This is a genomic window from Hymenobacter fodinae (genome assembly GCF_004745825.1).
Lineage (GTDB): Bacteria > Bacteroidota > Bacteroidia > Cytophagales > Hymenobacteraceae > Hymenobacter > Hymenobacter fodinae.
Window position 1 is genome coordinate 658,872 of sequence record NZ_SRLA01000002.1, and the last position, 20,999, is coordinate 679,870.

At 55.7% G+C, this 20,999-nt stretch carries 16 protein-coding genes; 5 read left to right on the forward strand and 11 right to left on the reverse strand.

Annotated elements, in window-relative coordinates; translation table 11 throughout:
* Nucleotides 1-79 precede the first annotated feature (79 nt).
* From EU556_RS10070 to EU556_RS10085, 4 genes are all read right to left on the reverse strand, one after another.
* Complete coding sequence (locus EU556_RS10070) at nucleotides 80-886, reverse strand: DUF547 domain-containing protein (protein WP_135433750.1); 807 nt, start codon at nucleotides 884-886, stop codon at nucleotides 80-82.
* Between the two features lie 326 nt (nucleotides 887-1,212).
* On the reverse strand, nucleotides 1,213-2,037 hold the full coding sequence (locus EU556_RS10075; RefSeq protein WP_135433752.1) for an MOSC domain-containing protein: 825 nt from the start codon (nucleotides 2,035-2,037) through the stop codon (nucleotides 1,213-1,215).
* A 171-nt stretch (nucleotides 2,038-2,208) separates the two neighbouring features.
* Nucleotides 2,209-4,113 (reverse strand): T9SS type A sorting domain-containing protein, encoded by a 1,905-nt coding sequence (locus EU556_RS10080; protein WP_135433754.1) that lies wholly within the window; start codon nucleotides 4,111-4,113, stop codon nucleotides 2,209-2,211.
* 278 nt (nucleotides 4,114-4,391) lie between these two features.
* Entirely contained in the window at nucleotides 4,392-6,038 is a 1,647-nt protein-coding gene (locus EU556_RS10085; RefSeq protein WP_135433756.1) for a S8 family peptidase, read from the reverse strand.
* Between the two features lie 330 nt (nucleotides 6,039-6,368).
* Between EU556_RS10085 and EU556_RS10090 the strand changes: the two genes are divergently transcribed.
* Nucleotides 6,369-7,040 carry a carbonic anhydrase gene (locus EU556_RS10090; protein ID WP_135433758.1) on the forward strand — a complete coding sequence of 224 codons (672 nt, stop codon included), beginning with the start codon at nucleotides 6,369-6,371 and terminating at the stop codon, nucleotides 7,038-7,040.
* Between the two features lie 125 nt (nucleotides 7,041-7,165).
* Here the strand turns inward: EU556_RS10090 and EU556_RS10095 are convergent, their stop codons facing one another.
* The gene (locus EU556_RS10095; protein ID WP_135433760.1) at nucleotides 7,166-8,071 is read right to left on the reverse strand and encodes a bestrophin family protein; all 906 of its coding nucleotides are present in this window, start codon (nucleotides 8,069-8,071) and stop codon (nucleotides 7,166-7,168) included.
* A gap of 228 nt (nucleotides 8,072-8,299) precedes the next feature.
* On the opposite strand from EU556_RS10095, the gene EU556_RS10100 reads away from it, so the two are divergent.
* The 4 genes from EU556_RS10100 (at nucleotide 8,300) to EU556_RS10115 (ending at nucleotide 13,699) form a co-directional block, all read left to right on the forward strand.
* Nucleotides 8,300-10,984: a PIG-L family deacetylase gene (locus EU556_RS10100; RefSeq protein ID WP_135433762.1), complete on the forward strand. Its 2,685-nt coding sequence runs from the start codon at nucleotides 8,300-8,302 to the stop codon at nucleotides 10,982-10,984.
* 151 nt (nucleotides 10,985-11,135) lie between these two features.
* On the forward strand, nucleotides 11,136-11,813 hold the full coding sequence (locus EU556_RS10105) for a phosphatase PAP2 family protein (protein WP_135433764.1): 678 nt from the start codon (nucleotides 11,136-11,138) through the stop codon (nucleotides 11,811-11,813).
* A gap of 18 nt (nucleotides 11,814-11,831) precedes the next feature.
* A complete protein-coding gene (locus tag EU556_RS10110; RefSeq protein WP_135433766.1) occupies nucleotides 11,832-12,014 on the forward strand; it encodes a hypothetical protein in 183 nt (60 codons plus the stop codon).
* On the forward strand, nucleotides 12,011-13,699 hold the full coding sequence (locus EU556_RS10115; RefSeq protein ID WP_135433768.1) for a sodium:solute symporter: 1,689 nt from the start codon (nucleotides 12,011-12,013) through the stop codon (nucleotides 13,697-13,699). The genes EU556_RS10110 and EU556_RS10115 overlap by 4 nt, the downstream gene beginning before the upstream one ends.
* 154 nt (nucleotides 13,700-13,853) lie before the next feature.
* Here EU556_RS10115 and EU556_RS10120 read toward each other — a convergent pair whose 3' ends face one another.
* The 6 genes from EU556_RS10120 to EU556_RS10145 all read right to left on the reverse strand — a co-directional run bounded on the left by EU556_RS10120 (nucleotide 13,854) and on the right by EU556_RS10145 (nucleotide 20,961).
* A complete protein-coding gene (locus EU556_RS10120) occupies nucleotides 13,854-14,759 on the reverse strand; it encodes a DUF2911 domain-containing protein (protein WP_135433770.1) in 906 nt (301 codons plus the stop codon).
* A 158-nt stretch (nucleotides 14,760-14,917) separates the two neighbouring features.
* On the reverse strand, nucleotides 14,918-15,466 hold the full coding sequence (locus tag EU556_RS10125; RefSeq protein WP_135433772.1) for a hypothetical protein: 549 nt from the start codon (nucleotides 15,464-15,466) through the stop codon (nucleotides 14,918-14,920).
* On the reverse strand, nucleotides 15,463-15,993 hold the full coding sequence (locus EU556_RS10130; RefSeq protein WP_135433774.1) for a hypothetical protein: 531 nt from the start codon (nucleotides 15,991-15,993) through the stop codon (nucleotides 15,463-15,465). Before EU556_RS10130 ends, EU556_RS10125 begins: the two co-directional genes overlap by 4 nt.
* Before the next feature lie 899 nt (nucleotides 15,994-16,892).
* Nucleotides 16,893-18,743, reverse strand: a complete 1,851-nt coding sequence (locus EU556_RS10135) for an ABC transporter ATP-binding protein (protein WP_245327558.1) — start codon at nucleotides 18,741-18,743, stop codon at nucleotides 16,893-16,895.
* A 114-nt stretch (nucleotides 18,744-18,857) separates the two neighbouring features.
* Entirely contained in the window at nucleotides 18,858-19,355 is a 498-nt protein-coding gene (locus tag EU556_RS10140; protein ID WP_167855530.1) for an energy transducer TonB, read from the reverse strand.
* Between the two features lie 124 nt (nucleotides 19,356-19,479).
* Nucleotides 19,480-20,961, reverse strand: a complete 1,482-nt coding sequence (locus EU556_RS10145) for a sodium:solute symporter (protein WP_167855531.1) — start codon at nucleotides 20,959-20,961, stop codon at nucleotides 19,480-19,482.
* Between the last annotated feature and the right edge of the window lie 38 nt (nucleotides 20,962-20,999).

Here is a 20,999-nt window from a genome sequence, read left to right on the forward strand (position 1 = left end):
AGTGGAGGCCCAAAAAAAGCCCCGCACCGGGTTAGCGGTACGGGGCTCATGGGGTTGGGGTTGGTAGCAGCCGGGGTGCCTAGTGCTTGCTCATGGGCTGGGAGGTATCGGGGCCAATGCGGTCATTCAACGCCCAGCTGAAGGAGATGTACTCGATAGTGGCCGTAGGCTCGATGGGTGTACGCACGTAGCGACTCACGAATGCCAGCACCTCAGAGGGGGAACCAAAGTCTTTGGCGTAAGCATCGAAAAGGCTGGAAAGCTTTAAGTGCGTAGGCGTGAGCTGGTTGAAATTAGAATCGTTGAGGAAGCGCCGCGTCTGGACGTCGAGCTGCTGGTTGAGGCGGTTGCCATCGTAGGCCTCCTTCAGCAGAGGGGCAGCCGAAGCAGCGGCGTACATCAGCGCAAAATGGGTGCGAGGGTCGGGGGAGGGGCCGCTCAGCTTTTCGCGCTCAATCTGATTCAGCGAATACATCTGCCCGCCTACGTTTACCACCGGAGCATCCCACGGCGACTTGCTGCCCCCTAATACTTTCACCCGAATGTCGTTGATGCTGCTTACGGGATAGTATTGCACCACCAAGTAGGCTGCCGAAGCGTTGTACACATTGAGCCAGAAGGCTTTCGTGTCTTGCGGCGACCAGGCAGCTGTGGGCTCTACCTTCCGCAAACTCATTAGATATTGCAGCAGTTCGTCCTCATCCTCTAGAACTCCCTGGTAATCCAGGCGACCATCATAGGTGACGTGGCGGCTGAGTAGGTCGTTCCAGGGCTCGTGCAGCTGCTGGAGCGAGGTTTGGGTTCCGGCATATAGCACGGTCGGGGCCAGCGCCAGCAGCCAGATCAGCCAGGCGTAGCGTGACAAATGAGTAAAAGCAACAGGCATGGCGAGAGAGGGCAGGTAAAGAACGAAGTCAGCTAGGCCTCTGGTAGGGCAGGTAACCGCACAGCTGCATTTCAAATACAGAGTACAAATGTGCGCCTAACCATCTAAGAACTTAGCTGGTCAAAATTACATTAAATATTGACTATAAACGGAATGCAATATGAAGATTTATATACCTTAATTGCTTGTAGATAATAATGTATTATTGTAAGGTATTACAAATAAGGTGGTTGTGAAATTTGGTGATTGGTATAGTGTAAAATATCTAATCATCTAGGCCAGTTGATGATCTACTTTTTGGGTAGAATAGTGCTAATGCCACTGGCCTATAGTGGCTTATAGCTCAACACTGATACTGCATCGCCAACTGAGATAAGGCCAGTAGCCGGACCAGTTACATTCTGACCAAACTTCACTTTACCATTTTGGGTGCGGAAGCTAGCTAATGTGCGCAAGGGCTCGCTTTGTGGGTGTTTTTGGCCCGTTAGCTGGTTAATTGTGGTGAGCACACAACGGCTGCAGGCCCGTACGGCCCGGAAGGTTACCTCCCCAATCTTAAACTCGTGCCAAGTGTCTTCCGTGAAGGCCTCGCCGCCACTGAAAACCAAGTTGGGCCGGAAACGATCCATGTGCACGGGCTCGGCTAAGCGGGTGTTCAGGTCTGCCAGGGAGTTTTGGCCCACCAACAGATAAGGGTAGCCATCGGCGAAGCTGACCAGCTTGCTGTCGGGGTTGAATTCAGGCTCTACGTCGCGGCGCACCATATCCGACATATACACCAGCTTGCAGGGTTGGCCTAGCGCTTCCGACAGCCATTCGTCACACTCGGGGCGGGCCCGCCAGGCAAACACCATATCGTCCCAGATGGTCACGAACAGGGTTTTTTCGGGCGTGGCCTCGAAGGGCACAAACAGGGGCAGTAATTCAGGGCGTTGGTTGTGGCGAAGTAGAAAACCATTGTAGGCCGGCTCTACTTTCAGGTGGGCCATGGCCGCGGTTTGGCGTTGGGTCATGAACTGATTGCGCTCATTTACAATCAGCCACCGCCGGTCGTGACGTAAGCCGCGGGTGTCAATGTGTGCTTCAGTAAGCCGAATGCCGCCTAAAGATTTTACTGGGTAGATATACAGATCGGAGAGTTGCAAAGCCATGCCTCAAAGGTAGACTACGAATAGGTGAAGTCAGCGTGAGAATAGACGGACGATGTGCCAGCACCGGCTGAAAACACAGAATAACCCAACGGTGGTGGGCAGTAAACGAAAACTCCCGGCGCCGCAAGTAGCAGCGCCGGGAGGTCAGCGGGTAAATTGGGCTCAGGTCTGTTACTCTTTCACGAACCGGGCACTAGCACTTGCCCGGCCTGTTCCAACAACGCGCAGCGTATATATGCCAGCGGGCAGATGGTCGATGGCAACGGTAGTTTGGGCCTCCGAGAGTTCGTGGCTGGCTACGCGTTGGCCCTGCGTGTTATAGATGGCCACCGAGTGCTTGCCATTCTGTAGGCCACTTAACGACAAAGACGTAGTAGCCGGGGAGGGATACAGCGTAAATAAGCCAGCCGCCTGAGTGCCCACTGCTACAGTTACTACGGCAGAATACGTGATTTTACCATCTAGATCGGTTTGAACTAAGCGGTAGTACTGGATGCCCGCGCCAGCCGTACGGTCAAGGTATTCATAGGAGGAACTCCGGTCGGAAGTGCCGTGGCCATTAATGAATGTCAGGGTTTGCCAAGTGCCGGCAGGCATCTGGCGCTGCACCTCAAAGCCCTTGTTGTTGAGCTCAGAAGCTGTAGCCCAGCGTAACCGCACGGCATTCGTTTCGGCTTGGGCGGTAAACTGAGTTAGCTCAACTGGGAGAGGGACACCTTGGGCCGCGAGGGTCCAGAGACCTTGTAATTTAGCTCCTCTAACTTTACCAAGCACAACAGTGTTACTACCGGCATTAGAGCCAGTACGGTCGCTTCCTTCTTCTGCAAATGCCGCCCCTGACAGGGTAATGGTAGCCGGTAAAGTCGACCTGAAAAATGATAAACGGCCTTCAGGAATAGAATTCTTTTCTTCCTGAGCATAATGCAAGCTTATTTCTACATCTAAATTGCTGCTGGCAGTAGTGCTGGGACTTACAAAAAAGAACCGGCTAATTGTTGTTCTACCGGTAGAGCCCGTGTAGGTCTGCCCAGTAAGACGCGTAATTAACGTATTACCAGGATAAGTTTGACTAGGAGAAAGTGCCTTAACAGCCAACTTTAGTCCTATATCCCCAAAGCTGTATACCCCATCTTTATCTAGGGTAGTCTGCATGGCGACTTTACCCAAGATGTAACCGTTGTTGTTGCGGTTCACCTGATCATTTTCTTCCTCATCAAGAGTAGCGTATTGATCGAGCGTGATGGTATTGCTCCCTGTGTTGACAGTGGTATTGCGCACGTAAAGCCTTCCACCTACCGTGAGGTCGCTAGTGAGTTTTACCTCTTTCTTACCCGCATTTACTGCATAGTTGAAGAATGTACCACCAGGAAGAGTATTGGTAGTTGCAGAGGCTGTGTAGCTCAAGCGCTCAAACGTTGGTGCGTTTGAGGGAGTGTATACATTATAGTAGTAGGTATAATCCGTACCGGAGGTATTAACTACTGGAGCGGGGTTGTTAATAGTATTACGTAAGTAGGCAAGCCATTCGAATGTAGGAGGCCTCATCTGGGTATTAAAGCTTTTCCAAGCAACACGCATCTCGCGTGTATTTCCTTTTGATACTATATCTGACGAGGTTGGTGCAGGTACGGAAGCTTCGCGCCACGTAAGGTCTCCGCGTTGTTTATCAACAACTTGTACTTGACTACTTGCTGCTGAGCTACCAACGATTATGGCAACATCAGCCTCAAAAGGTAGCTTAACACTACTCCCTTCTACTCCTGAAGTTAGGCCTGCCTCAGTACTTGTATTGAAATACAGCACTGCTGGCACGGCTGAGTTAACTCCTTCCACGCCGATATACAGATAAGTGTCATCAAAGGTCAGAAACCAACGAGTGCCGCCTGAAGCCAGCACGCCACTCTCTACCCAATTTTCTCCCTTTGAACCGTATTCTGTTGCTGTTGGGCTAGAGTAGCTAACTACACCATCAATAGTAGGTGAATTTTTTGTTTGAGCTTGGGCGGCGTTAGCAATTGCACCACCAAACAGTAATGAGAGAAAAAAGACTCGCAAGTGCTTGTATAGCTGCTTCATAGTTATTGTGATTTGATGGCATAAAATTACAAAAAGTATGGCTATTTAAATTTTAATTTGAATAAAAACAATAAAATGCAATTGTCGGCTTCAAATGTAATCACATTTTTTATTGATAAATTCATATAAAAATACCTGCCTTTATGCCCAATCATGGTTCCAAGCTGCCATAGTACCACTCTTTGATTATGGGAGCAATCTGAGCGCACCACACCCCAAATGCAAAAGCCGACCCTCGTGAGAAGGCCGGCTTTCCGAAGTGCTTGAAGATTAGGTACCTACTGAGCAGCTTGCTGACGGGCCAACTCCACAGCTCGGTACATATTTACGATACCACCGGTTTCAGAAAGCTCCCGGAAGTCTACCAATTTTTTAGTACCTGGCTGATGTACTTGCGTGTGCACGGGCTCTGCCGATTGCAGGATAATACGCTTAAGCTGGGTAGCCGTGAGGGATGGGAAATACGACTTGAGCACCGCCGCTATACCCGTCACTACTGGGGCCGCCATGCTGGTGCCACTCTTGTTGGCGTATTTGCTGCCCGGAATAGTGGAGTAAATCTGGTTGCCGGGGGCAAACACATCCACGGCATGACGGCCATAGTTGGAGAAATCGGCCGTCAGGTCAGCGTTGTTAGTGCGGGAGGAGGCACCTACGGTTATCATGTTTGGGATGCGCTGCCCATTCTGAAACGTAGGCGACGGGTACTGCATTTCCTGATCTAGGTTCTTACTTTCGTTGCCAGCCGAGTGAACCAGCAGCACCCCTTTGGAGCCCGCATACCGAATGGCCTCTTCCACGGCGGCACGCTGAGGCGAGTAATACTTGCCGAAGCTCATGTTGATGATGCTGGCTCCGTTATCTACGGCGTAGCGGATGGCATTGGCCACATCCTTGTCGCGCTCATCGCCATTGGGCACGGCCCGCACGGCCATAAGGCGCACGTTTGAGGCTAGGCCTAGAATGCCCAGGCCGTTTTCGCGGTCGGCGCCAATGATGCCGGCTACGTGGGTGCCATGGCTGGGCTCGGGACCGTAGAGGTCGTGGTTGCCGTAGCGGCGCTCCTTCACATCGTTAGGATGATCTTGCACCACACCGCGCGGGTCAAACTTCAGATTAAGGCTGTAGTCGAGCTGGTTTTTAGTGTCGGTCAGGGCTTCCTTGATTTCTTCCAGCACGGCCTCCAGCGACGGATAGCCCGCCTGCGCCAGATTTTGGTAGAGGCCCTGCGTAACGGCCCGCAGCTCGGGGTCGGTGGTGGGGGGGTGGTGCAACGTGGCCGTATCCAGCGCCGCTACATTCAGGGCTTGCTTCACTGCCTCCGAGCCCTGCAGGTTCTCAGTGTAGGCCTGTTCTATTTCCTTCAGGCGCTGCGTGTTCTCCTTGAGCTTATCAGTATAGCTCTTGTTTACTTTCACGTAGAGGTCGTAGTCGGCGCGCTGCGCGGCGGGCACGGTAGCCCGGGTTTTGCCCTTGAAGCGAGGCTGCAGCCGAGCCAGCATACGGGTATCCTCGTAGGTGTCAATGTCCACGTTGCGTCCGTCGGGGCCACCCAAAAAGCTCCAGCCGTAGGCATCGTCTACATAGCCATTCTGGTCGTCGTCTTTGCCGTTGCCAGCTATTTCCTTGGGGTTGCGCCAGAGCAGGCGCTTTAGGTCCACGTGCGCCGTGTCAATGCCCGCATCAATAATAGCTACGGTTACGGGGGTAGAGGTACGGCCCTGCAGCAGCTCCGCGTAGGTGCGCGTAGCACTCACGCCCATCACACCATCGCGCTGCGGATCTAGCAGATACCACTGGGGCGAGGTGGTAGGGGCAGTGGAGGGAGCCGCAGAAGCTGGTGCTGGAGTCTGGGCCAGGGAGAGAGTGGGCAGCAACAGGCCTAGAGCCAGCAGGCGCAACTGGGAGGGAAGTGGAAAGGACATGCAGGAAAGAAACGCGGACGTATTTCGTAAAACGGCCTATACGAAGGCGCGGGAAGTCAGGCTATAAATTAGGCGCCGCAGACGCGGGCACAAAGGTACAGACGTCCGCTAGGCCTCCCCAGACGCACGCCAGGAGGAGTTTATTCGAGTCTACTACGTCAGTGTTGCAAATGACTTCTGGCACCAAGCCGCTTAGCGTACACAAGGGCGCCAGCGCGAGAGTTGGCATCTTAGCGGTAGATTGTGCGTACTAAGGGCTGCCAGTAGCGGTGTGCTAGCCCCAGCTACCGGCAATTCATTCATCTCATTCACTTCTTAACTGCCCCGCACATGCCCACCTACGACGATATCTTCAACAACAACCGCAAATGGGTAGAAACGCATACGGCCAGCAACCCAGCTTTTCTGGAGGCCTTGATATCAGATCAGCAGCCCGATTATCTCTACATCGGGTGCAGCGACAGCCGCGTAACGGCGGAGGACCTGATGGGCGTGAAGCCGGGAGAAGTATTTGTGCACCGCAACATTGCCAACCTGGTCAACAACATCGACCTTAATGCCATGTCGGTGATTGAGTACGCCGTGCGGTATCTGAACGTGAAGCACATTGTGGTGTGTGGGCACTATGGCTGCGGCGGTGTGAAGCACGCTATGCAGGCGAAAGACCTCGGCTTGCTGAACCCTTGGCTGCGTAATATTCGCGACGTGTACCGCCTGCACTATTCAGAACTGGACGCTATTGAGGATACGGCCGCCCGCTACGACCGTTTGGTGGAGCTGAACGTGCAGGAGCAGTGCGTAAACGTAGCCAAAACAGCTGTAGTGCAGCAGATGTATTTGGAGAAAGGATACCCCACGGTGCACGGCTGGGTGTTTGATCTAAAAAGCGGGCTCCTGAAAGATTTAAACCTAGACTTCGAGCATATCCTGCGCGATATCCAGAAAATATACGACCTGAGCGCCGATTCGCAGTGGGTAGAAAATTCCCCTAAGTTGTCCTAGTAAAATACTGTACACAACAGCAAACAGGCCGCCCTAACTGAGGTTAGGGCGGCCTGTTTGCTGTTGTGCTATTGCGTGCATAGTGGCCTAGAAGGTCTACAGCATAGGACTTAGCCAGTCAGGGCTTACATGCGATAGTATTCTTCAGCGGCCAGCGGAGCCGGTACTTTACTGTCGCCCAGTAGCTGTTTTAGGTTGATTTCAATATTGCGGGCAATAGTTGTGACTGGAGTGTCGGTGGGGCGGTTGTTGAAGGGGTCTTGCAGGTAACGGGCCGTGCGCTCGAGCAGGAAGTACGTGGTGGCAATGCCCAGTAGCAGTGGCACCTCCCAGGGCCCAATAGTTTCTACCAAGCCTAGCGACAGGGTTATCAGGAACAGGTAAATGAATAAGTACACCATGAGCCGGTAGCTGGTCGGGAACACCGTGCTCTTAATGCGTTCGGCGCGGCCCATGGCGTCGCAGAGGCGCACCTGTGTGTCATCAAGCTGTACTTGCTGGAAGCTATTGATAGCCTCGCGCTGATATAGCTGTTTGATTTGATTGGCATGTAGATCTAGCAAGGCCAGGGGTTTGTTCGCGTGACCCTGGATATAGGCCAACTCTGGTTCCGAAAGAAACTCGTCTAAGCAGTGCATGGGGTCTAGGCCACGCAACGCCTGGCCTAGGCTGTAGCACCAAGCAATTTGGCGGTAGGTTATGGCCTGAATGGAAAGCTCAGATGGCAGCGCGGCCCCGTCTGCCACAAACGTGCGGACCTGCAGCACCAGCGTGCGAGAGTCATTGGTGATGGCGCCCCACACTTTGCGCGCTTCCCACCATCGGTCGTACGACTGACTTATTTTAAACGCCAGCAGCAGGGAAATAGACCCCCCAAGCACGGTAGGCAGCTGCAGCGGAATCAGGGGAATATCTTGTGCTAAGAATTGCTTCAGCAGCTGAAATATCACGGATATAAAAAATACCCGGATGATATCCGGCAAAATGTCGCGGAAAATATAGCGAACGGGAAGTCGGGTGTCCAGCAGCATAGGCAATGGGGAAGGTGGCGAGAGGGTATACATGCCTTAACGGCCCGGAACTGTCTGAGGATGCTTACCCTAGTTGGAAGGGCCCCGAAATTTGCCAACAACCTGCGTCTGATTCTGGTTACTTGCCGCCGGTTGCCTTTGCCAGCACGGGCGAAGGTGGCTGGTTCTGCAACCTCCCGGCTAGGCCAGTATCTTTACCATCTCGCTAGTACTCCCTCACGTTCTTCCATGCGTATTCGCTCCTTCCGCGCGGCCCTTTGGGCGGTGCTCGCTGCTCACTGCTCTCTGGTTACTGGTACCGCCGCCGCGCAGGCTCCCAAAACGTATTCTTCGTCGGAAATTCTGCTAGGCCTTAAGAAGCTCAACGTGCTGGGCTCGGTCATGTACATGGCCGCCCACCCCGACGATGAGAATACCCGCCTGATTGCCTACATGGCCAACGGTCGCCTGCTGGAAACCGGCTACCTCAGCTGCACCCGCGGCGACGGTGGCCAGAACCTCATTGGCCCGGAACTGCGCGAGCAACTCGGCGTGATACGCACCCAGGAGCTGCTGGCGGCCCGTCGCACTGACGGAGGGCGGCAGTTCTTCACCCGCGCCAACGACTTTGGGTTCTCGAAAACCTCCGAGGAAACCTTCACTATCTGGGACAAGGAGCAAGTACTGGCCGATATGGTGTGGGTGATCCGGCAGCGTCGGCCCGATGTGCTCATCACCCGCTTCCCGCCCGACGCCCGCGCCGGCCACGGCCACCACCAGGCCAGCGCCATCCTGGCTGCCGAGGCCTTTGATGCCGCCGGAGACCCCAAGCGTTTCCCGGAGCAGCTGAAATACGTACAACCTTGGCAGCCCAAGCGCCTGCTCTGGAACACCGGCAGCTTCTTCGTGAAGCCCGGCGAAAACATGGATGGCTACCTGAAGCTCGATGCCGGCGTCTATAACCCGCTGCTAGGCCAGAGCTACGGCGAAATTGCCGCCCGCAGCCGCTCTCAACACAAAAGTCAGGGCTTCGGCTCATCGGCCACGCGCGGCGAGGCGCTGGAGTACCTGCAATACGTGAAAGGCGACAAACCCAAGGCAGACCCCTTTGAGGGCGTTGACATGACCTGGAACCGCGTGCCCGGTGGCGCGGCTGTAGGCAAGCTAGTGGAGGATGTAATTCGCAAGTATGACCCCAGCAACCCCAGTGCCAGCGTGGTGGGGCTGCTGAAGGTGCGGGAAGGCATTCTGAAGCTAGACCAGCAAGCTAAAGCGCTAGGAGGGAGCAAGGCATTTGATCGGATGCCGGAGTATTACTGGATCAAAACCAAGCAAGAGCAAATAGAAGAACTCATTCGGGCTAGTCTAGGCCTGTACATGGAGGCTACCCTCACTGAGCCTACGGTTGCTCCTGGGCAGGCAGTAGCAGTCCGCCTCGATGTGCTCAACCGCTCAGCAGTACCCGTAACGGTGCGAGGTGCCGGAGCCCTTGGGTTTGGCCGCGATACTACGTTGAATGCGACTCTTAGCAATGAGAAGACGCTTTCGGTGCGTCTGCCCATTCGGTTTGCCGCTCAGCTTTCAACGTCACAGCCGTATTGGCTGCGGGAAGCGGGCACGGTTGGCATGTACCGGGTGCCCAACGAGTTGCTGCTGGCGGCAGGAGGTGAATTACGCATAGCGCAAGTTCCGGGTGTGACAACCGTGCCGGCTCAGCACTTGCCAGATGGGGGCGGCGGAAAACAAATACAAGAGCGTAACGCCATGCTGCTGGTCAACCAGCAAAACCTTATTGGCTTGCCTGAGAATCCGGCATCAGCCTACATCGGCCTGCAAGTAAATGTATCAGGTACCCCGTTGTTCTACAGTGTTCCTGTGCAATACAAAAGCACCGACCCAGTAGAAGGGGAGAAGTACCGCCCGCTGGCCGTGGTGCCGCCGGTAGCTGTGAATATCGGCGGCCGGGCTTACGTCTTCGCCGACAACTCGCCTAAAACCATTCCCGTGACCTTGCGGGCCGGTAAGGCGGGCGTGAAAGGCTCCGTGGCGCTGACCTTGCCGCAAGGCTGGAAGTCGGAGCCCGCAAGCTTTAATTTTGACATTGCCAGCAAAGACGCCGAGCAAACCGTGCAGTTCCGGGTGCAGCCCGGCGCGGGCGCGGCAGAAGGCAAAACCGAGCTGCGGGCCGTGGCTACCGTAGATGGGCAGCCGTACTCGCGCGGTTACCAGGCCATCGAGTACAACCACATCCCCACTCAGATTCTCTTCCCCGAATCGGTAGCGCCGCTGGTGAAGTTGGATCTCAAGCGTAAGGGCCAAGAAATTGGCTACCTCATGGGGGCCGGCGACGAAGTGCCTGACGCCCTGCGCCAAATCGGCTACAACGTAACCCTGCTCAAGCCCGAGGACATCACCGACCAAAACCTGCGCCGCTTCGATGCCGTGGTGCTCGGGGTGCGGGCCTACAACACCGTAGACCGCCTCAAGACTCTACAGCCCACGCTGCTGCGCTACGTAGAAAACGGCGGCAACATGGTGGTGCAGTACGTGGTGAACCGTGGCACCGTGATGCCCCAGATTGGCCCGTACCCCCTCACGCTGTCTGCCGACCGGGTAACGGTAGAAAACGCCGCCGTGACCTTCCTCAGCCCCAGCCAGCCCTTGCTCAACACGCCTAATAAAATCACGGCCAAAGATTTTGAAGGCTGGGTGCAGGAGCAAGGTCTCTACTACCCCAGCACCTGGGATGCCAAGTACAAAACCGTCATCAGCTCCCACGACCCTAACGAGTCGGCGAAGGAAAGCGCCATCCTCGTCGCTGATTACGGCAAGGGCCACTACATCTACACTGGCCTCTCTCTGTTCCGGGAGCTGCCCGCGGGTGTGCCCGGCGCCTACCGCTTGCTCACCAACATGGTGTCGTTGGGCAAGTAGCTAAGCTACAGACCGTCATGCTGAGCGCAGCCGAAGCATCTCTACCTCTGGCTGATCAACGGGCCTAGAAAAGCGGTAGAGATGCTTCGGCTGCGCTCAGCATGACGGTCTTATTTTATTTATCTAGGCCAGTAAATGTTCTGCTATACCTGTGCGCTATTACTTCCGGCTTCTGCTGTTTGCTACTGTACTTCTGTTGCCGCTTACGCTGCTCAGCATCTGGTTGCTGGATGAACCGCTCGCGTTGTTTGTGCACAACTGGCAACCACTGCGGGGCTTCTTCAATAGCGTAATGTCAGTCGCCGATTATCTGGGGTTGGTGACACATCTGCTTAGTCCGCTAGGCCTGCCGTGGGTCTGGCTGCTGCTACCACTGTTGTTTCTGGGGACGTGGGTGCTGCGCTGGCGACATGCTACCATCTGGCTGGTGGTCTTACTGAGTTGGGTAGGTAGTGAGGCCCTGGGCAATATCTTGAAAATGTATTTCGACCGGCCGCGCCCCGAGGTGCTGTGGCTGCACACCGCACCTAACGCCGACTTCTGGCAGCCGCTAGGCCAGTACGATGCCTTTCCATCGGGGCATACCGCTTCGGTGGCGGGCCTGCTATTGCCGCTGGCGTTGCGGTTTCCGAAGTTGCGGCCCTGGCTGCTTGGCTTTATAGGATTAGTAGGTCTGGGGCGTGTAGTACTGGAACTGCATTGGCTCAGCGATGTGGTAGCGGCCGTGTACCTAGCGGTTGGGCTTACCTGCCTTTTTGAAATCGGGACGTGGTGGCTGCGGCCGGGCTTGCGGCGCGAGTTGGTTTCTGCGGCTCCTGATGCAACTTAGCGGCGCATTTGTTGCCTCTTGCGTACCCCAACCCGCCCACTTGTGCCCGACCACCCTGCCCACTCTACCGAAACCTCACGCCGTGCCGCTGAGCCAGCACCGCCCTTGCTGCCCTCGTGGCGGGCCTGGTACTTGCTGGTGCTGGGGGCCCTGACCGCCGAAGTAGCGTTTTTCACCTACCTCACCCGGCTGTTTGCATGAGCTTGCTCGATTGGCTGGTGCTGGGCGGCACACTGGCGTTTATTGTGGGCTACGGCACCTGGCGCACCCGCGGCCAGCACACCATGGACAGCTACTTGCTCGGCGACCGGCAGGCGCGCTGGTGGGGCATCGGGCTGAGCATTATTGCCACTCAGGCTTCGGCCATTACTTTCCTAAGTACGCCAGGGCAGGCCTACGACGACGGGATGCGCTTCATTCAGTTCTACTTCGGCCTGCCCGTGGCCATGGTGTTGATTGCCATTTTCGCGGTGCCCATCTACCACCGCCTGCGCGTATTCACGGCCTACGAGTACCTGGAGGGCCGCTTTGACAAACGTACCCGCACCTTGGCGGCGGGGCTGTTTCTGGTGCAGCGGGGGCTCAGCAATGGCTTGTCGTTGTATGCGCCGGCGCTGGTGCTGTCGGCCATTTTGGGCTGGAATGTGCACCTCACCGTCTGGCTGATTGGGGGCTTGATGATCAGCTACACCGTGGCGGGCGGCACGCGGGCCGTGGCCGTTACCCAGCAGTGGCAAGTGGCCGTTATCTTCACCGGTATGGCGGTAGCGGGCTACCTCTTGGTGCACTATCTGCCCGCCGACATCGGCTTCACCGATGCGCTGCAAGTGGCTGGGCACCGGGGCAAACTAAACCTAGTCGATTTTCACTTCGACTTCAAGGAGCGCTACAGCTTCTGGTCGGGCATGACGGGCGGGCTGTTCCTGGCCTTGTCGTACTTCGGCACCGACCAAAGCCAGGTGCAGCGCTACCTAACCGGGCGCAGCGTTACGGAAAGCAGGCTAGGCCTGTTGATGAACGGCCTCGTGAAGGTGCCCATGCAGTTCGGAATTCTGCTGATTGGGGTGCTGCTGTTCGTGTTTTACCAGTTCAACGCGCCCCCACTGACTTTCAACCGCCCCGTGCGTGAGCAAGTAGCCCGGCAACCCCAGCGCGCCGACACGCTCCGGTTGCTGGAGCAGCAGCACGCCATGTTATTTGAAGCACGGCGCGAAGCTACCACTGGCCTTGTGCAGGCGCTCCGCGCGGGCAATGAAGCCGCAGTAGCCGCCGCCGAAACGCACCTGCAAACTACCGATGCGGCCAGCAGTGGCCTACGCCTCGAAACGCAGAGGCTGCTGAAGCGCGCCGTGCCCACTGCCGAGGCCAAAGACACCGATTATGTATTCCTCACGTTCGTGCTGTCCTACATGCCCCACGGCTTCGTTGGCCTGCTGATTGCCGTGGTGCTGTCGGCGGCCATGAGCAGCGCGGCGGGCGGCCTCAATGCCCTGGCTTCGACCACTGTTGTTGACCTGTACCAGCCCGCCCGGCCCGGCCTAACGGAGCGCCACTATGTGCGGGCCTCACGTTTGGCGGCCGTCGGCTGGGGCGTAGTGGGCATAGGCTTTGCCACGTTTGCGGCGCAACTGGAGAACCTGATTCAGGCCGTGAACATCCTCGGCTCTCTGTTCTACGGCACCATGCTGGGTATTTTCGTGGTGGCCTTTTTCATAAAATCGGTGGGCGGCCGGGCCGTGTTCTGGTCGGCTATTGTGGCGCAGATTGCCGTATTGCTCCTGTATTGGCGCACCGATATTGGCTACCTCTGGTTCAATATTATCGGGTGCGTGCTGGTGGTTCTACTCAGCGTGCTGGTGCCAGCCAAGCGAGGTGCCACAGCATAAACGACACTTTATAAAAAGCACGTCATCCTGACAAAGGAAGGATCTTTGCACGCTAGAACAACTGGCCTAGAATGGCTCGTGCTAACGTGAGAAGATCCTTCCTTTGTCAGGATGACGTGCTAATAGCAAAGCAGGTGGCCTAGGCCACTCTGGCTTACAGCTTGCCGGCTTTCTTGGCGTCGGCGATGAGGTTGTCGTTCAGCTTTACGTAGTCGGTGTTCTTGGCCTCGGTGGCCAGTTTCTTCGACTGTTCGGCGGCCGTTACGGTGCCTTTGTAATCCTTCATTTTCATGCGGATTTTAGCTTCCGTGTGCACGTTCCAGAACTTAGGGTCTTTCTCGTTAGCCTTCTGAATCCAGGTTAGCGCCTGCTTCAGATCCTTATTGTTGTCGAGGTAGTACACAGCGGCGGCGGCCATATCGTTGGCATTAGCGCTGGCGTTCTTCACCACCTTCTCGTCGATCTGAGCCATTACTTTCGAATCGACATCGGAAGCTACCTTGAACTTAACGCCGGTCTTGTCCCACAGCATTTCCACGTTGGCAGTGGCAGGAGTGAGGTCGGAGAAGCCGATGGTGAAAGTTTCAACCTTGCTCGTGAGAGCGTAGGGTTTCACGGTAAAGCGGGCCACGTCGTCGGCATCCTTGAAGCCTTTTACGTCGGCGCCCTGTTTGAGGCTCTTGTTGAGCACTACCGTCCAGGTGGTTTTGCCGGGGATGGTGTAGATGCCGTACTCGCCGGCGGCTACTTTCTTGCCTTCCACCGTTACATCGTCAGAAAACTTGATGCTGGTGGTGGCGTTAGCGCCGGTGCGCCAGCGCTGGCCAAACGGCGCAATGGCCTTGGTAGTAGAGTCGCCGAAAATGGGGCGGCCTTTCACGCCGGGGCGGGAGTACGTGATGGTAATGTCGGTGAGGCCTACGCGCTGCTGCACGGTGCTCTTGGGGCTGGCGGCGGGCGTGTTGATCTGGGCCTGGGCAGCACTAGCCAGTAGCAAACCGCTTACCAGCAAGGTCGAGCCTACCAGACGCGACGACTTCAGGGTGGTCGTGATGATCATAGAAGCGAAACTAAGAAAAAGAGAATGGGATGTGGGGGTAAAACTAGGCAAAACCACGGTAAATGCGGCTTGCGCTTTCAATATCACCAACTTTATTACGCGGATTTTGCTAATATATTTGGCAACAAGCGCGAGCCTATGTCATTACTAGGCCACTTCTACACCCGGCGCAGCGGAATCTGGTGCTGCGCAAGCAGCCGTTCTACATCAGGAAAAGTAGCCGGTGCCTGTAGTCGGCGCACGTCGAGGTAATAACAGGCGGCCTCAGTAGGGTACAGCAACAGCCAATCGGGCTGCACTAGCACTGCCCGCCGAATAGTGGCCCATTTTCCTGAAAACTGGCCTAGCTCACTTCTTCCTATTATTTCGTCGGTTGTGAGGATAAAATCTACGGGCTCGTTTAACACCGCATTTTTGCTGTAGCCCCGACGCAGCGTCCAGCGCACGAGCACCGGGCGTAACAGCGCGTACAGCAGCCCCACCAACAAGAATACCGGCGTCGACCAAGCGGTAAATTGCCCATTCTGCTGACTCACACGAACAAACAAGCTGAAGCTCAACAGGCCTAGGCCTATCAGCAGGAGCCAGTTGTTGCGCCGTGTGGCGGGCTGCTGGCGCCACAGCCGGAAGTTCACGGCCACGTACTCGTCGGCCGACATGGTGATTTGGGAGAATACAAGGGGCTGCATGCCCGCAAGGTCGCTCATTCAGCGGGAATGGACTTGGGCAAGAGGCCTAGCACGTCGGCAGCAGTGTTAGGTGGTTGCACCTGTTGCAGGTTGAGGTAGTAACAATGCTCAACCGAAGTGTACAGAAGGAGCCAGTCTGATACGTGCTGAATACTATAGAAATCCTGCCAACGAACCGTGCGACAATGGGAGCCTTGCCTGATAATGACAGTATCAGCAGTTAGCTCGAAACCAGTAGCGGGTTGCGACTGGGCATGCTGACGAAAAGCCCGTCGATATTCAAACCATTGATGTGTGAGGCCTAGGCCAGTAAACATCGTAACAACAATGGCCGCCGCCAACCATTTACCAGGACCTAACCCCCAATAAGCAGCGCCCATCGAAGCCACGGAGCCTATCCAGAGCTGTCCTTTTTTCCGCCAATAATCGGAGGTTACAGGTTTTGGAGCCGCTTGGCCTGGGTAACGCTGGCGTTGCTGCAGCTGGTGAATCGCCTGGTAGTCAGTGAAAGTAATACTATGGGGTGCGATATGGATAGCGTGCATACTGCTGTCTATAGCTGCTTACGTTTCTCACAAAGGAATTAAACGAATGCCAATAGCCCAGCTTGGTAGCACAGAGATACGCTAAAGTCCCGGTATTACATTGGGTGCAGGATAGTAGGCCACAGGCTTTGTCCACTCGGCTATCAGGTTGTACCGATTGATACCCCGGGATTGGAGAAGATGAAAAAGTGCCCGCACATCTGCGCCCGAAAGTTGGGCGTCAAGGCGTAAGTCAATGTAGCCTCTATGGTGATACTGTTGCTGTACCAAGTCTTGGAAGGCCTCTACATACTCCAACAGTTCATTACTGGTAGTGGAAGCTGTAACGCCCGGCAATGAAACTGCCCAACGCTGCTGTGCTGTTAGATCTAAATAGTGTGGTAGTTGAGCTATGGGTAGACCAGCATACGATAGGTGTGCGGCCTCCCACAGTTGTCGGCTACTAAAGCAGAGCCCATGACGAGCAGCCACGCGCTCAAGAGTAAGGGCCTGTAGCACTTCTTCGGTCGAAACATACAAGCGGCGTTGCGCATCGAAGGAAAAAGTTAGGATTGGATCTTCTCTCAGTATGCATCCAGGAGGTTGCGCAATTGAGGGTAAGTGCAGAACTGGTTCTCTGGATAATACGTGACACGACCCGACGACATCAGCAGCCCGCACAGCAGAAACAGCAAACTGCTCCAATGGCCCAGTATTACTTTAGGCGCATCAGGTAATCGACGATGACGGATAGCGCGAAGCTGACGCATAAGCTAATATTCCTTTGGAGTAACGAGCTTAAAAAGCTTCTATCTATTCGAAACGACCATATGCATTTATATACGCGAAAAGGGCGAAGCACATTGCCTCGCCCTTTTCTGAAATCTGTGAAATCCGTTGTATCCGTCTAAGTCTGTGATTTAGGTGAGCTCAAACTGCAGCTTCAGCAGGTTGGAGTAGATACCGTTTTCGTTGTGGGCCAGTTCATCGTGGGAACCTTGCTCTACAATGCGGCCACCGTCGATAACCAGAATCTTATCCACTTTGCGAATGGTGCTGAGGCGGTGGGCAATGATGATGCTGGTGCGGTTCTGCATGAGTTCATCCATGGCGCTCTGCACCAGCTTCTCGCTCTCGGAGTCGAGGGCGGAAGTAGCTTCGTCGAGGATGAGGATGGCGGGGTTTTTCAGGATGGCGCGGGCAATGGCAATACGCTGGCGCTGACCCCCGGAAAGCTTCACGCCCCGTTCGCCCACCAGCGTATCGAGGCCCTCGGGGAAGGAGGAAATAAACTGCCAGGCATTGGCACGCCGGGCCGCATCCAGAATATCCGCTTCCGAGGCATTGGGCCGCCCGTAGAGAATGTTCTCCCGGATGGTGCCGCCAAATAGGAGCGTCTCTTGGGGCACGATGCCGATGTGCTGGCGCAGCTCCGTCAGGTCCAAATCGTTGATGTTGCGACCGTCTATGCTAATGCTGCCGCCACTGAGAGGATACAGGTGCATGAGCAGTTGCACAATGGTACTCTTACCGGCCCCCGAGGGGCCTACCAGCGCTACTTTCTCGCCAGCCTCAATGTGGAAATTTATGTCGCGGAGTACGGCCAGATCGGGGCGGGTGGGGTAGCGGAACTGCACGTTCTGGTACTCGATGTCGCCGTGAATCTGCAAAGGCGCTGTGCCATTCAGGCGGGGCTGGTGCACCGGCTCCGACTCCTCATCCAGAATTTCCAGAATGCGCTCCGAAGCGCCCAGGCTGCTCTGAATTTTACCGTACATCTCGCCTAGGCCACCCACTGAGGCCCCGATGAACATGGTGTAGAGAATGAACGACACCAGGTCGCCCATGGCGAGGTGGCGCGGGTCAGAGGCGGGCAGCTCTACGTAGGTAGCGCCACGCCAGAGCACCAGAAAGATGCCCCCGAAGATGGCCACGATGATAAACGACACAAAGGCGCCGCGGTAAATGCTCGATTTCAGGGCGAACTGCACCGTGCGGTTGAGGCCGGCCCCGTAGCGGTTTACCTCATGCTGCTCGCTGGTGAAGGCCTTCACGGAGTTGATGCCCTGCATGGTTTCCTCCACGATGACGTTGGTCTTGGCCAGCTCATCTTGGGTTTGCTTGGCAAACTTACGGATGCTGCGCCCAAACAGGAAGGCCAGCAGCACTAGGGGCGGAAACGTAGCCAGCATAAACAACGACAGCCGCCACGACTCCCACATGATAAAAGCCACGCCCGCCAGCAACGTCAGAATCTGGCGCATAAACTCGGCCAGCGTCAGCGTAAACGTATCTTGGATGTTGGCCACATCAGAGGTAAGGCGAGAGGTGATTTCACCTACCCGGCGCTGCTCAAAAAACGGCACGGGCAACGTAACCAGCTTTTGGTAGAGTGTGCGGCGGATATCCCGGACTGTAAACTCACTAACCCGCGAAAAGAAGAAGATGCGTCCGAATGAAAACAGACCCTGCACCACTACCACACCAAACAGCAAGGCCGCAATGCCGGTAATGGTAGCCGGAATAAAAGGTGGCAGCGACTCGGTTTGGTGATTGGCAACGTTTACCAAGTAGCCCAGCATTTTGGGCATTACCATCGTAGATACGCTGCTGAACAAGAGCAGGAGCAGACCGGCAATAAATGGGGCCTTGTATGGCAGCACGAAGCGGAAAATCCGGAGCCCGCGCTGGAAATTTTCTTTGGTAAGCTTGACTTTGGGTACATCGGCCCCCAACTGGCCACTGGTATTCATTCCGCTTCTGGCTGCCATTGCTAGTTAGAAGTGAGAAGCGAGAAGTGAGAACTAAGACGGTGTCCGCTGCAGCCCATAGGCGCCAGAACATCGGCTCAGTTCTCACTTCTCACTATCTCCTGTCTCAATTCATTATTCAAATTTGGGTTTGCCCTGTTCCACCTTCAGATTCTCGGAGTTGCCGAAGGGGATGGGCAGGCGGACCTGGGTGGCAATGGGCTGACCCTTGCGGGTGGCGGGTTTCCAAGCGGGCATCTGGCCTAGCACCCGCAACGCTTCGGTGTCGCACTCGGGGGAGAGGGGCTGGAGCACCGTGGGGTTGGTTAGGTGGCCGTCGGCTTCTACCGTGAAGGTCATCACCACATTGCCGCTGACCTGCTTGACGCTGGCCGCCTCCGGATATTTTAAGTTTTGCTGAAAAAACGTGTTCAGCCCCTGGGCTCCGCCGGGGAACTGCGGGGGCGCATCGGGCCGGTTGGCCGCGGGTTTGGCTTGGGCCTGCATCCGGCCTGCTTTCAACTCAATGGGTTGCTTGGTGGTAGCTGGAGCAGCAGAGGTAGGCTGCTGGGTTTGCGCCTGCGCCGCGGCGCCCGAAGCTACGAGCAACAAGATGAAGAAAAGATGTTTCATAAGGCAGTAGTAGGAGGCGTTGGTGCAATAGATCCAGAAAGACCACATGGCGACAAGAGCCGCTACGCAATGGACGTTCCGGTATTCTATATATTATACAAAGGTACGTCTCCCTAAACAACCCCTATGCTACAGGGTTCAATTCTGGCACGCGGGCGCGAGAAATTGCCAATAGGCCTAAGAAGGTGAGCAAGCCATTCAGAATCAGAATCTCAAATCCGAACTCGTAACCCCACCAGGTTTTGGAGTTGGCATTGATAAACCACGTTACCAGCGGCGCCGCTACGCACACGTAGGGCACCAGGCGGTCGTGGAGGCCGCGGCTGGTGAACAGCCCGAACGAATAGAGGCCTAGCAGTGGCCCATAAGTATAGCCGGCCGCCTTGAAAACGGCCGTAATTACGCTCTGGTCGTTGATGGCCCGGAAAATCAGAATGATGACGATGAGCACCAGCGAGAAGCCAAAGTGCGTGAGCTGCCGCACGCGGGTCTGCTTCTTTTCCTCGTACTGCTTGATATCAAGCATGTCCACGCAGAATGAGGTGGTGAGGGCCGTGAGGGCTGAGTCGGCGGAGGCGTAGGTAACGGCAATAATGCCGAGGATGAACACGATGCCCGCAAACAGCGAGAAGTGGTTGGTAGCCAGCAGCGGAAACACGTTGTCGCCGATGACTTTGCCGGTGGCGGGGTTGGTGGGCAGCGTAATGCCTTTGGCGGCGGCAAACTGGTAGAGCAGCACGCCCAAGGACAGGAAAAACACATTTACCACCACAATGGCAATGGTAAACCAGAACATGTTCTTCTGGGCATCCTGCAAGTTGCGGCAGCTTAGGTTCTTCTGCATCAAATCCTGGTCTAGGCCAGTCATCACGATGGTAATGAAAGCACCCGAGGCAAACTGCTTCCAGAAGAACTTATCGTCCTTGGGGTCAGAGAAGTAGATCTGCGACATGGCGCTTTCCTTCACCGTTTTCACCAGCCCGGCAAAGCCCAGGTTTAGCTCGTCGGCCATCAGGTAGATGCTCACGAACACGCACACCAGCATGGCCATGGTCTGGAAAGTATCGGTCCAGAGAATGGTTTTGAGGCCGCCGCGGAAGGTGTAGAGGTAAATCAGCAGGATACTGATGCTCACGGTCACGGCAAACGGCACGTTCAGGCTATCGAACACGGCCAGCTGCAGCACGCCCGCCACCAGAAATAGCCGAAATGCCGCTCCCACGGCCCGGGAAATCAGGAAGAAAAACGCCCCCGTTTTGTAGCTCCAGAACCCAAAGCGCTGCTCCAGATAGGTGTAGATAGACACTAGCCGCAGCCGGTAATACATGGGCATAAGCACGGTGCCAATCACCAGGTAGCCCACAATGTAGCCCAGCACTACCGCCATGTAGCTCCACGACTGCGAGGCCACCATGCCCGGAATGGATATAAACGTGACGCCCGAAAGCGAGGTGCCAATCATGGCAAACGCCACCATATACCACGGCGCGTTGCGGTTCGCAATGAAAAACGATTCGCTGGTGGCCTTGCGCGAGGTGAGCAGCGCAATGATGACCAGCACCACGAAGTAGCCAGCAATCAGGCTCAGAATAAGGGTAGGAGACATGGGGTGAGTTGCCAGTTATGAGTTGCCGGTTGCCAGTT